Source organism: Paenibacillus sp. J31P13 (assembly GCF_056269295.1).
In genome coordinates, this window is record NZ_JBWDNR010000001.1 from 764,493 (window position 1) to 777,376 (window position 12,884).

A 12,884-nucleotide genomic window follows, 5' to 3' on the forward strand; every position below is an offset into this window, starting at 1 on the left:
CATGGCAAAAATTCGAGTAGGACGGGTCGGCGAACAGATTAAAAAAGAGCTGAGCCAAATTATACAAACAGAACTTAAGGATCCAAGAATCGGTTTCATCACTGTAACTAGTGTGGAAGCGACAAATGATTTGTCACAGGCTAAAGTTTATCTTAGCGTTTTGGGCAGTGAGGAACAGAAGGAAGCAACGCTTAAAGCTCTGGCTAGCGGTACTGGCTTTATTCGTTCTGAGCTTGGCAAACGAATGCGCCTTCGTCATACGCCTGTATTGTTGTTTAAGTTTGACAGCAGTATTGAGTATGGCAGCCGCATTGAGGCTTTGCTTGAAAAAATCAACAATGGGAATGAAGCTTGATGTCAGTAGAAGGCAGCTATTTGGAGCAGTTAGACAGTGCGCTGGCGTTCATGAGAAGTTCTGATCATTTTCTTGTCGTATCGCATGTTCAGCCTGACGGTGATGCGATCAGCTCTACCGTTGTTGTAGGCTGGCTGCTTCAGAAGCTTGGTAAGTCAGCTGTGCTGATTAACGAAGGTGAGCTGCCGTCTCGCTTAAGCTTTTTACACCAATTTAATGATATCGTGAATTTCAAACAAGCTTTGCCTCAGCAGAAGTATGATGCTGTCATATCGGTCGACTGTGCTGATTTCAAGCGTATCGGAGAAGTAGTGAGCAGCTTTGCCCCTGGGGTAAAGCTGCTCAATATTGATCACCACCCAACGAATAATGGGTTTGGTGCATACAATGTTATTCGTGCGGAAGCAGCTGCTACTGTTGAGATACTGTTTGATTTAATTGAGCGAGCAGGATTTACTCTAGATCTAAATTGTGCAACTGCTATTTACACTGGACTTCTAACAGACACTGGCGGATTCCGTTACTCCAACACAAGCCCACGTGTAATGGAAATTGCATCACAGTTGCTTTCTATAGGTGTTTCCGGAAATGAGCTAGCTGATCATTTGCTTGAAAAGATGACGCTCGCAAAGCTAAAACTTCTTCAAATCGCATTAAATAGGCTTTCGTTTACAGACAATCTGGAAATCGGCTGGGTCTTTATTGGTAAAGATGATTTACGCAATACAGGCGCAGTACCTGAAGATCTTGAAGGGATTGTAAACTATGCCCTTAATGTAGATGGGGTAGAGGTCGGTATTTTATTTAAAGAAACAGATGACGGCGCTGTCAAAGCAAGTCTCCGTTCAGCAGGAAAAGCTAACGTTGCTGCCGTTGCACAATTATTTGGCGGTGGCGGTCATGTTAGAGCTGCGGGCTGTCGACTTGAAAGTCCGCTGCAGAATGCGATTACGGAGTTAGTGGATGCAGTTAGAAAGGCGTTGGTTTAATTAATGGACGGCATTTTGGCAGTTTGGAAGCCGGAAGGCTGGACTTCTCACGATGTAGTTGCGAAGGTTCGCCGAATCGTTAAAATGAAGCGTATTGGTCATACTGGAACGCTTGATCCTATGGTGACGGGAGTTTTGCCGTTATGTCTAGGTCGTGCAACTAGAGTTGTCGAATACGTTCAAGAGCGGCCAAAGTCTTATGAAGCTGTACTGCAGCTTGGAATTTCAACTGACACGGAGGATTTAACCGGGACGGTTATTGAAAACCAAGCAACTGTTCATGTAACAGAAGATGTAGTACGTGAGGCGCTTAAGCAATTTATTGGTGAGATTGAACAGGTTCCGCCTATGTATTCTGCAGTCAAAGTTGATGGTAAACGTCTTTATGAGCTTGCCAGAGAAGGGAAGACCGTAGAGCGCAAATCGCGGAAGGTTACCATTCATGAGATTGAACTAATCGATTCTCAGCTGCATCTAGATCAGCCTAAAATCACTTTTTCAGTTGTTTGTTCGAAGGGTACTTATATTCGAACTTTATGTGTGGATATAGGGAAGGCTTTAGGCGTACCAGCAGCAATGGCTCATTTGACTAGAACGATGTCTGGCGGCATTACGAAGGAAAGCTGCTTAACATTGGAACAAATTGAGCAATTGCAGTTAGATGGAGAACTTCATCAGCATTTAATTCCAGCTGATAAAGCCATTACCCATTTGATAAGCGCGGTCGTTCCAGCTGCAATTGGCAGATTGGCATTGCAAGGACAGAGGGTGAGTTTGACTCATGCTGATTGGGGCAATGAAAAACATGAAGATGGACAACTTCTTCGACTTTATAACGATGAAGGTTCATTTCTCGGCATTTTTCAAGTTGACCTGAGAGTTGCAGTGTTCAAAGCTGTAAAGGTTTTTTCAGAGTAAAAACGATGTAGAAAGTTAACAGGAAACGCAGGTGTGTCGGCATTGGAAATTATACCTTTAAGTTTTCCCTTAAACGGTTTGTCCACGTTATCGCTGGACAAACCGCTTTCCATAGCAATTGGTCATTTTGATGGTGTTCATCGCGGTCATCAAAATGTCATTCGCCGTGCTGTAACTGAAGCGAAGAAATCCGATATGCTATCAGCAGTTTTAACCTTTGATCCTCATCCGAAGGAAGTTCTTGGTCAAGGTGATCACTATTTCCGTTGTTTGACACCGTTAGATGTCAAAACTGCATTGTTTGCTGAACTTGGGGTAGATCTCGTATTTATTATGAGATTCGATGCTGAGTTTGCTGCTGTATCACCTGAGCGGTTCGTTGACGAGGTATTGCGGGTCCTACAAGCTAAGCAGGTCGTTGTAGGCTTTGACTTTAACTTTGGTCATCGCGGCTTAGGAAATACGGAAGCATTGAAGCAGCTCGGCAAGCCGGATATAGCTGTTCATGTGATCGAGCCGCTGATTGAGAATGGGATTAAAGTGAGCAGCACGTATGTCCGTGAAACACTTGAACAAGGCGACATTGCTATGGCTGAGCTTTTACTAGGAAGGCCTTATGAGGTGACTGGAACGATTGTTCACGGGGACAAGAGAGGCCGGACCATCGGTTTCCCTACAGCTAATTTGCAATTAGAGAAACCGTATGTTTCACCAAGACTAGGTGTTTTTGCTATTACGGCTTGGTTAGGTGATGAATCCTACTCAGGTGTATTGAATCATGGAATGAAGCCAACCTTTAACAAGCAAGATGTTCAGCCTGTCATGGAAGCTCACCTCTTTGATTTCAATAAAGATATTTACGGCGAGCAATTGCGAATTCAATTCCGTTCTTTTATTAGACCGGAACGAAAGTTCAATTCAATTGATGAGCTCGTGAAGCAAATCACGGCTGACTCCCTGCAAGCAAGGGAATATGCAGAATCTAAATTATAAGCGCGGTTTATAAAATTCATTTAATTTATGAATAATATGAGGTGCGCCTCGACAACTATCTATCATATGTGTTATACTTTACAACGTTGTGAGTGGATGTACTTATGTATGCTCTACCGCAAACTTAACCTTAGCTTGGATGTCCGATCTCACCGACGGTATCGAGGCTAATGGCGATTATCTAGAAGGAGGTGAATTAGGATGGCAATTACACAAGAACGTAAACATGAACTGATTGACACGCATAAGACTCATGCAACGGATACGGGTTCTCCAGAAGTTCAAGTCGCTATCCTGACTGAAAACATCACTAACTTGACTCAACATCTACGGGTGCACAAGAAAGATCATCACTCCCGTCGTGGTTTGCTCAAGATGGTAGGCCAGCGTCGTAAACTGCTTGCATACCTTAAAAACAATGATGTTAGACGTTACAGCGCATTGATCGAAAAACTCGGCCTACGCCGTTAAAACATGCGTAATGAAAAGCAACCTGGTTGTCCGCCGTCCGGGAATATCGGATTAGCGGATTCGGGTTGCTTTTTGTAATAGATAAGAGACAGAATAAAGTATTCATGCTTTGAAATATAAATAAAATAAATCTCTAGGAGGGATTAAATGGTACAACGAATTGAAATGATGGTAGGCGGCAGACCGCTTTCGATCGAGACAGGCCGTCTTGCTAAGCAAGCGAATGCTGCGGTAACCGTGCAATACGGTGATACAGTCGTTTTATGTACAGTCACTGCTTCTTCAGGTCCTAAGGATTTAGATTTCTTTCCACTAACTGTTAACTATGAAGAACGTTTGTACGCTGTTGGTAAAATCCCAGGTGGTTTCATTAAACGTGAAGGCCGTCCAAGCGAGAAGGCTATCTTGTCCAGCCGACTTACGGACAGGCCTATTCGTCCGTTGTTCCCTGAAGGTTTCCGGAATGATGTACAAGTTATGAATATGGTTATGAGCGTGGATCAAGATTGTTCACCAGAAATCGCGGCTATGATCGGTACTTCTGCTGCATTGTCGATCTCTGATGTTCCTTTTGACGGTCCAATCGGCGGCGTTAATGTTGGTCGTATCAACGGCGAATTTATCATTAACCCTACTGTTGAACAAAATGCGCAAACAGATATTTTTGTAGTTGTAGCTGGAACTAAGGATGCTATCATGATGGTAGAAGCAGAAGCTAATGAAGTTTCTGAATCTGTTATGCTTGAAGCTATTATGTTCGGTCATGATGAGATCAAAAAAATCGTTGCAAAAATCGAAGAGCTTCAAGCTGTTGCAGGCAAACCGAAAATGGAAGTTAAATTACATACGGTTAATGCAGAGGTCAATGCTGATGTTCGCGCTTATGCTTCCGCTCAATTGGTAGAAGCAATTAAAGTGGAAGAAAAGCATGCGCGCCAAGAAGCAATTGATGCCGTGAACAGCGCAGCAGTTGCTCACTTCGAAGAGCAATATGCGGATACACCTGAATTGCTTGCTGATGTGAAGGAAGTGCTTTATGATATCGTGAAGGATGAGGTTCGTCGCCTTATTTCCCATGATAAAGTACGTCCTGATGGTCGTTCGCTTGAAGAAATTCGTCCAATTGAATGTGATGTAGCTATTCTTCCGCGTACGCACGGAACAGGCTTGTTCACACGTGGACAAACACAAGCACTAAGTATTTGTACGCTTGGAGCAATGGGTGATGTTCAAATTTTGGATGGCATTTCGCCAGAAGAAACAAAACGTTTCATGCATCATTATAATTTCCCTCCATTCAGCGTAGGCGAGGCACGTCCGTTACGTCCACCAGGTCGTCGCGAGATCGGTCACGGCGCACTAGGCGAGCGTGCACTGTCCAAAGTTATTCCTTCTGAAGCAGAATTCCCATATACGATTCGTCTTGTATCTGAAGTATTGGAATCCAATGGTTCATCTTCACAAGCAAGTATTTGCGCAAGCACACTTGCAATGATGGATGCGGGCGTACCAATCAAAGCTCCAGTGGCTGGTATTGCAATGGGTCTAATTAAAGACGGCGATCACTTTGCAATCCTATCCGATATCCAAGGTATGGAAGATCATCTTGGCGATATGGACTTTAAGGTAGCAGGTACAGCTGAAGGCGTTACAGCCATTCAAATGGATATCAAAATTGCCGGAATCAACCGTGCTATTTTGGAACAAGCTCTTGAGCAAGCCCGTCAAGGACGGATTTTCATTCTTGGCAAAATGTTAGAAAGCCTTCCGACTACTCGGACAAGCTTATCTAAATATGCACCGAAAATTTTGACTCTTCGTATTAACCCGGACAAAATCCGTGATGTTATTGGCGCAGGCGGCAAAATTATCAATAAAATCATTGAAGAAACTGGCGTGAAAATCGATATCGAGCAGGATGGTATGGTATTCATTGCATCTTCTAATGAAGAGATGAACCAAAAAGCAAGAGCGATTATTGAAGGCATTGTTAAAGAGGTCGTTGTTGGTGAGATCTACCTTGGTACGGTTAAGCGTGTAGAGAAATTCGGAGCATTTGTTGAAATCCTGCCGAATAAAGATGGACTTGTCCATATTTCTCAGCTTTCTACTGAGCGTGTTGCGAAAACGGAAGATGTCGTCAACATTGGCGATCAAATCAAAGTTAAAGTAACCGAGATTGATCAACAAGGTCGTATTAACTTGTCTGCAAAAATTCTTATGACACCTGAAGCATCGCCGCAATAAATGTCTTGCATTTAGGTGATAATGATCATATGAGAAAAAAAGAGTCAGATTTCATCTGTCTCTTTTTGCTTTTTCTAGGGTCTAATCTCGTCCCAGCTTACATACATATGGATTACATGCTTTCTATGGGGTCAAGCCTAAGGAGCATAAGGGCCGAATATGGGAGTGGGGAGTATGATGGTGAGAAAAGCGGTTACAATAGCTGCAAGCATGCTCATGGTGCTTGTGTTCGTGAGTATGAATCAAGATGTATCCCATTTTCTTGCCTCTTTAAAATATGGAGCAGGCGGAGCTGCCTCTCCCGTAATTACAGTTTCAGATACAAAACGAGAAAAATTATTATCCATGATAGCAACAGAAGCCGAAAAACAAAATATTGCCCCCATTGATGCTAGAATAGATCGCGTATGGAAAGCCATTCCCGGTTATAACGGTTTGGAAGTAGATGTTGATAAAACACTTGAGGCTGCATTGCTAACACCTTCTGATAATACGATTCGTTACGTGTACAAGGAAGTGGAACCGAAGATCAAGCTGAATGACCTTGGTCCCTATCCCATCTATCGTGGAAATCCAAACAAGAAAATGATTTCTTTTATGATCAATGTTGCTTGGGGTAATGAATACATAGAACCTATTTTAAAAACACTTAAAGAAGAGAATGTAAAGGCTACTTTCTTCCTGGATGGAAGCTGGTTGAAAAAATACCCGGATGTTGCAAAGCAAATTCAAGCAGAGGGACATGAGATGTCAAACCATGCGTATTCTCATCCTGATATGAAAAATTTAAACCGAACAGCTGCCTATTCACAAATAGAGAAAACAGAGGATTTATTAAAATCTACGTTAAATGTAAACAATAAATGGTTTGCTCCGCCATCGGGTTCCTTTAATCAAGCTACTGTTCAAATTGCTTATGAGCAAGGCTTGAAAACGGTGCTATGGACGATCGACACGGTAGACTGGATGAAGCCTTCTGCAGATTCTGTCGTTCGCAAAATATCATCAAAGCTTGAGCCGGGCGCTTTAATCCTGATGCATCCTACCGCTTCATCAAGAGATGCGCTGCCTGGTATGATTGCTTCAGCAAAGGCAAAAGGGTATCAAATCGGTACGGTTAGCGAAACACTGTCATCTTCACGTGTACCTTCTGCTGTTGAGGGTGCAGGCGGTTTCTGATATAGTAAAAACATTCATGTTCAAAGTGCATGCAGCTATGGTTTGTTTTTCTCAAAACGTTTAGGAGGACAATAAGTGAATAAATATACGCTAAGCAATGGATTACGCGTCGTCGTTGAATATATTCCAACCGTTAGGTCTGTTTCATTCGGTATTTGGGTGAAGACGGGTTCACGTCACGAGACGCCTGAAAATAACGGGATCTCACATTTTATTGAACATATGTTGTTCAAAGGGACAGAGAAACGCACTTCGAAGGATATTGCTGACCTGTTTGATGGAATCGGCGGTAATGTGAATGCATTCACATCCAAGGAGTACACTTGCTATTTTGCAAAAGTGTTGGATGAGCATTTGCCGCTCGCAGTTGATGCTCTATCGGATATGTTCTTCCACTCACAGCTGGATCCAGAAGAGCTGGCAAAAGAAAAGAATGTCATTCTCGAAGAGATTTCGATGTATGAGGATACACCGGATGATAAGGTGCATGATGAAGCATCACGTGCTGCATTTGGTGACCATTCCTTAGCATATTCGATATTGGGGCTTGAAGACCGTTTAACAGCTATGACTTCAGATACGCTGCGCGGTTATATGAATGATATGTACACATTAGAAAACACAGTTATCAGTGTAGCTGGTAACGTAGAAGAGGGCAGCTTGCTGGCACTTCTTGAAACTTATTTTGGCGGCTTCAAAAACAGTAAGCCGGCACTAGCGACACTTGAAGCACCAACGTTCCATGGGGACTACTTATTCTACAAAAAGAAAACAGAGCAAAATCATATTTGTGTATCCTTTCCGGGCTGCTCCATTTCGGATTCTAATTTATATGCAATGATTCTGTTGAATAACGCGCTCGGTGGCGGAATGAGCTCGCGATTATTCCAAGAGATCAGAGAAAAGCGCGGACTTGCTTATTCCGTCTATTCCTATCATACCTCTTACGCCGATACAGGCTTGTTTACGCTTTATGCCGGTACAGCGCCTAAACAGACAACGGAAGTGCTTGATTTGACAATGGAGCAAATAAGCGAGCTTTCTGTCAAAGGTCTTGGAGAAGACGAATTGCACCGTGGCAAGGAGCAGCTGAAAGGCAGCCTAATCTTGAGCTTAGAGAGCACGAGCAGCCGTATGAATCGTCTTGGGAAAAATGAGCTGATGCTGGGTCAGCATTATACGCTTGATGAGCTGCTTAAGCGGATCGACTCCGTACAAATGGAGGATGTTCGAGAGGTTACGAAGCGTATGCTCTCCGTGCCTTTCTCGGTAGCGATGGTAGGTACGAATGATAAAGCAGCTAGACAACTGGGGAGGAATCAATTTGTTTCAAGTATTGTTTAAACGATTAGAAGGTAATGAAGATATAGCGATCCCTCGTAAAATGTCAGAATGGGCTGCAGGCTTTGACTTGCAAGCTGCAGTTGGAGAGCCGGTAGTTTTGCAGCCAGGCGAACGTCAGCTTATTCCAACAGGCTTTGCAATGGCTATGCCGGGTGAATTAGAAGCACAAATTAGACCGCGCAGCGGACTTGCATATAAGCATGGTCTAACATGCTTGAATTCACCAGGGACCATTGATGCGGATTACCGAGGGGAAGTAAAGGTGCTGCTTATTAACTTGGGTCAGGAGCCTTTTACCATTACGCGCGGAGAACGAATTGCTCAGATGGTGTTTCAACTAGTTCCAGCAGTAAGGATTGAAGAAGCGACTGAATTGCCAGATACAGTGCGCGGAGCTGGCGGCTTTGGCCATACTGGCGTTTAATTGAATAGTATCATTTAAATAGTGAAAAGATCGGGCAGATGCCCGATCTTTTTTTCTTTTTCACCCCGCTCTGGGCGCAAGCATAAGATGTTCTAGATTATGTAGCAAGAAAGGAGTGAAGCTGGATGCTAACAGGCGTTCAAGTGCTGTTGCTTGGGGGTGATGCAAGGCAGCTAGAAGTCATCCGTAAGCTGACTGAATTGGATGCTGGTGTCACGATCTCAGGTTTTGATGGATTGCATTCGTCTTTGGACGGGGCTGTGCAAGCTGAGTTCGAAGAACAGCTGTTTGAAGGAGTTGACGCGCTTCTGCTGCCTGCAGTTGGAACAGATGAACAAGGATTTATTCAGTCTGTGTTCAGTGATCGACAAATGCAGCTGACCGAAAGTCATTTTGCAAAGCTGCCGAAGCATTGCACTGTATATACAGGTATGGCTAAACCCTATTTACGTCAATTGTGCGAGAAGCATGCTTTGCCATTGGTTGAATTATTTGATCGTGATGATGTCGCCATATACAACGCTATTCCAACTGCCGAAGGTGCTCTGATGATGGCGATTCAAAACACCGATATTACGATTCACGGGTCGTCAGCAATGGTGTTAGGCTTTGGTCGAACAGGGTTCACAATGGCGCGCACACTCCAAGGTATCGGGGCAAAGGTTAAGATGGGTGTCCGGCGTTCTGAGCATTTTGCAAGAGCGGCAGAAATGGGCTTCGAGCCTTTCTACATCAGTGGTTTGTTGCACCATGTGAGCAATATTGACTTGCTTTTTAATACAATTCCGACTATGATAGTCACAGCACAAATTATCGCAAATTTACCTTCGCGGGCCGTAATAATTGACCTCGCATCCAAGCCAGGCGGAACCGATTTTCGCTTTGCTGAGAAGCGGGGAATTAAAGCGCTGCTTGCACCCGGACTACCCGGTATCGTCGCACCTAAAACAGCTGGTCGTATCATAGCGGATTGCTTATCACAGTTGATTTTGGAAGATACGATTAAGCGGGGGAATGGGATATGAATTGGTCTGGGATTACAGTGGGCTACGCTTTGTCTGGTTCACACTGTACATTTGCTGAAGTTATGCCTGAGATTAAGCGGTTCGTCGATGCGGGTGCTAACGTAGTGCCGATCGTTTCGAATACAATTATGACGACTGACACGAGGTTCGGGTCCTCAGAGGACTGGCAGACACAATTGAAGTCGATTACAGGAAATGAAATTATATCAACGATCGTGCAAGCAGAGCCGCTTGGCCCTTCCAAGCTTCTTGACGTTCTCGTCATAGCACCTTGCACAGGTAATACAACGAGTAGACTAGCAAACGCCATTACGGACAGTGCTGTTTTGATGGCTGCCAAAGCGCAAATGCGCAATGGACGTCCGCTTGTGCTCGCGATCTCTACTAATGATGGACTTGGTTTAAATGCCGCTAATATAGCGAAGCTACTAGTGGCTAAACATATTTATTTTGTTCCGTTCGGCCAAGACAATCCCGTGCAGAAGCCTAATTCGCTTGTTGCGAGAATGGATTTGGTTTTGGAAGCATGCGAAGCAGCTCTTCAAGGGCAACAGCTGCAGCCTCTTCTAGTCGAACGGCATTAGTCATACTCATACAGGTAGAGAGGGGAGACGACAACAAATGTCGAATCAAAAATTGTTTAATGTTGCTGTAGTTGGAGCAACGGGTGCAGTAGGAGAACAAATACTAAAATTACTCGAATCCAGAAACTTCCCGATTCAAGAGCTTAAGCTATTATCGTCTGCTCGTTCAGCAGGCACAAAGATTACTTTTAAAGGTCAAGAATATACAGTAGAAGAAGCAACACCAGATAGCTTTAAAGGTGTGGAAATTGCTTTGTTCAGTGCAGGCGGAGATGTTACTAAGGCCCTTGCGCCGCATGCGGTAGAGCATGGCGCTGTATGTATTGACAACACGAATGCATATCGTATGGATGAGAACACACCGCTTGTTGTTCCAGAAGTAAACATTGAGAAGGTTAGCGAGCATAAGGGCATAATTGCTAATCCGAACTGTTCGACGATCCAAATGGTAGCTGCTCTTAAGCCGCTTCAAGATCGTTATGGCATTTCACGTATTATTGTTTCCACTTATCAAGCAGTGTCGGGTGCTGGAAGCCGCGCAATTGAAGAAATGCTGCGTCAAACGCAAGCTGCTCTAAATGGCGAAGCAGTAAATCCAGACATTTTGCCTGTTGGCTCTTTGCCTGTGAAGCATCAAATCGCATTTAATGCTATTCCGCAAATCGATAAATTCCAAGAGAACGGCTACACGCTCGAGGAAATGAAAATGATTCGAGAAACGAAAAAAATTATGGGTGACGATTCTATCGAAGTTACGGCTACTTGCGTGCGTATCCCGGTTGTTTACGGTCACTCAGAATCCTTATATGTTGAACTTAAAAACAACTACGATTTGGAAGAAGTTAAGCAGCTGCTAGCAGATGCGCCGGGCATTACGCTCGTTGACGACCCTGCAAATCAGCAATACCCTCTTGCGACTGAAGCAGCCGGTAAACCGGATGTATTCGTTGGTCGCTTGAGACGCGATTTTGGTCATGAGCGCGGACTTAATATGTGGATTGTTTCCGATAACCTGCTTAAAGGCGCAGCTTGGAATGCCGTACAAATCGCTGAACACATCGCAAAAGGTTAAACTATTAAGTAAGGGTAATAAGCTTCTTCTTCCTGGGATCGAATACGGAGGATAACGATATGCGCATCCTGATTCAGAAATTCGGGGGCACTTCTCTTTCAACCGATCATGCCAGAGAACATGTTATCCGTCATATTAGCAGAGAACGCAATAATGGTTATGCCGTGGTCGTCGTTGTATCCGCTATGGGCCGCAAAGGTGATCCTTACGCAACAGATACGTTGCTGCAGCTCATACGTGACAACGGTGACCGTTTGCCGGCTCGTGAGCGTGACATGCTGTTAGGCTGCGGAGAAATAATTTCCGCAGCTGCTTTATGCAGCATTTTAGTGTCCAGCGGCATCCCTTCCGTCGTCTTGACAGGCGGACAGGCGGGCATACTTACCGATGAACAATATGGGCAAGCACGGATTAAAGAAATTCATCCGGAAAAGATTGTAAAGACTCTTCATGAAGGTAAAGTAGCTATTGTTACCGGCTTTCAAGGAAGCACCGCACAGGGCGATACTACTACTCTTGGACGAGGCGGCAGCGATACGTCAGCAACCGCGTTAGGCGCTGCACTGCGCGCTGAGATCGTTGATATCTATACAGATGTAAGCGGCATATTGACTGCGGATCCACGCATTGTACAGGAAGCTAGGCCGTTACACGTGGTATCTTACGCTGAAATATGCAATATGGCGCGACAAGGCGCTAAAGTGATTCATCCGAGAGCTGTTGAAATCGCACAGCAAGCTCGGATACCTCTTCGAGTACGATCCACCTTTACGGAGGATACCGGTACTCTAGTTACAGATTCCCGTGAAATCAAAGCTGAGTTATTGGTTAAAGATCGTCATGTAACAGGTATTGCACATGTATCCGGTATTACTCAAATATCGGTTAAGGCAATAGAAGGCCGCAATGATGTGCAGTTACAGGTCTTTCAATCTATGGCAAAACATCATATAAGCGTTGACTTTATTAATGTAACACCAAGTGGTGCAATATATACTGTTTTTGACAAGGATGCTGAACGAGCTGTGAGCGTATTGAAGGAGGGCGGATTTGCTCCTTCTGCTATTAATAGCTGTGCAAAGGTGTCGGTTATTGGCGGAGGTATGAATGGTGAACCAGGCGTCATGGCGCGGATTGTAGAAGCGCTGACGGAGCAGGGGATTCCCATCATGCAATCGGCGGATTCAAATACAACGATTTGGGTGCTCGTTCGTGAAGCGGATATGGCAGAGGCGCTTCGCTCTCTCCACGCAAAGTTCGAGCTTCATCGATAGTGTGTAACA

13 protein-coding genes are annotated in these 12,884 nt (G+C 44.4%); all 13 read left to right on the top strand.

Going from position 1 to position 12,884, the window contains the following annotated elements; genetic code table 11:
* Nucleotide 1: 1 nt before the first annotated feature.
* The 13 genes from rbfA to dapG all read left to right on the top strand — a co-directional run bounded on the left by rbfA (nt 2) and on the right by dapG (nt 12,875).
* On the top strand, nt 2–355 hold the full coding sequence (gene rbfA / locus AC0YOD_RS03340) for a 30S ribosome-binding factor RbfA (RefSeq protein WP_102712084.1): 354 nt from the start codon (nt 2–4) through the stop codon (nt 353–355).
* Complete coding sequence (locus tag AC0YOD_RS03345; RefSeq protein ID WP_475797806.1) at nt 355–1,344, top strand: DHH family phosphoesterase; 990 nt, start codon at nt 355–357, stop codon at nt 1,342–1,344. Before rbfA ends, AC0YOD_RS03345 begins: the two co-directional genes overlap by 1 nt.
* A gap of 3 nt (nt 1,345–1,347) precedes the next feature.
* The gene (gene truB / locus AC0YOD_RS03350; RefSeq protein WP_475797807.1) at nt 1,348–2,262 is read left to right on the top strand and encodes a tRNA pseudouridine(55) synthase TruB; all 915 of its coding nucleotides are present in this window, start codon (nt 1,348–1,350) and stop codon (nt 2,260–2,262) included.
* A 42-nt stretch (nt 2,263–2,304) separates the two neighbouring features.
* Nucleotides 2,305–3,255, top strand: coding sequence for a bifunctional riboflavin kinase/FAD synthetase (locus tag AC0YOD_RS03355; RefSeq protein ID WP_475797808.1), 951 nt, complete (start codon nt 2,305–2,307; stop codon nt 3,253–3,255).
* Between the two features lie 201 nt (nt 3,256–3,456).
* On the top strand, nt 3,457–3,726 hold the full coding sequence (rpsO, locus tag AC0YOD_RS03360; protein ID WP_475797809.1) for a 30S ribosomal protein S15: 270 nt from the start codon (nt 3,457–3,459) through the stop codon (nt 3,724–3,726).
* 147 nt (nt 3,727–3,873) lie between these two features.
* Nucleotides 3,874–5,973 carry a polyribonucleotide nucleotidyltransferase gene (pnp, locus tag AC0YOD_RS03365; RefSeq protein WP_475797810.1) on the top strand — a complete coding sequence of 700 codons (2,100 nt, stop codon included), beginning with the start codon at nt 3,874–3,876 and terminating at the stop codon, nt 5,971–5,973.
* A 174-nt stretch (nt 5,974–6,147) separates the two neighbouring features.
* Complete coding sequence (locus AC0YOD_RS03370) at nt 6,148–7,152, top strand: polysaccharide deacetylase family protein (RefSeq protein WP_475797811.1); 1,005 nt, start codon at nt 6,148–6,150, stop codon at nt 7,150–7,152.
* A 75-nt stretch (nt 7,153–7,227) separates the two neighbouring features.
* The gene (locus AC0YOD_RS03375; protein ID WP_475797812.1) at nt 7,228–8,496 is read left to right on the top strand and encodes a M16 family metallopeptidase; all 1,269 of its coding nucleotides are present in this window, start codon (nt 7,228–7,230) and stop codon (nt 8,494–8,496) included.
* The gene (gene dut, locus AC0YOD_RS03380) at nt 8,441–8,920 is read left to right on the top strand and encodes a dUTP diphosphatase (RefSeq protein ID WP_475797813.1); all 480 of its coding nucleotides are present in this window, start codon (nt 8,441–8,443) and stop codon (nt 8,918–8,920) included. Before AC0YOD_RS03375 ends, dut begins: the two co-directional genes overlap by 56 nt.
* A 125-nt stretch (nt 8,921–9,045) precedes the next feature.
* The gene (dpsA, locus tag AC0YOD_RS03385) at nt 9,046–9,945 is read left to right on the top strand and encodes a dipicolinate synthase subunit DpsA (protein WP_475797814.1); all 900 of its coding nucleotides are present in this window, start codon (nt 9,046–9,048) and stop codon (nt 9,943–9,945) included.
* Complete coding sequence (locus AC0YOD_RS03390) at nt 9,942–10,529, top strand: dipicolinate synthase subunit B (RefSeq protein ID WP_475797815.1); 588 nt, start codon at nt 9,942–9,944, stop codon at nt 10,527–10,529. Before dpsA ends, AC0YOD_RS03390 begins: the two co-directional genes overlap by 4 nt.
* A gap of 37 nt (nt 10,530–10,566) precedes the next feature.
* Nucleotides 10,567–11,601 carry an aspartate-semialdehyde dehydrogenase gene (locus AC0YOD_RS03395; protein ID WP_475797816.1) on the top strand — a complete coding sequence of 345 codons (1,035 nt, stop codon included), beginning with the start codon at nt 10,567–10,569 and terminating at the stop codon, nt 11,599–11,601.
* Nucleotides 11,602–11,660: 59 nt separating this feature from the next.
* The gene (gene dapG / locus AC0YOD_RS03400) at nt 11,661–12,875 is read left to right on the top strand and encodes an aspartate kinase (protein WP_475797817.1); all 1,215 of its coding nucleotides are present in this window, start codon (nt 11,661–11,663) and stop codon (nt 12,873–12,875) included.
* The last annotated feature ends 9 nt before the right edge of the window (nt 12,876–12,884 follow it).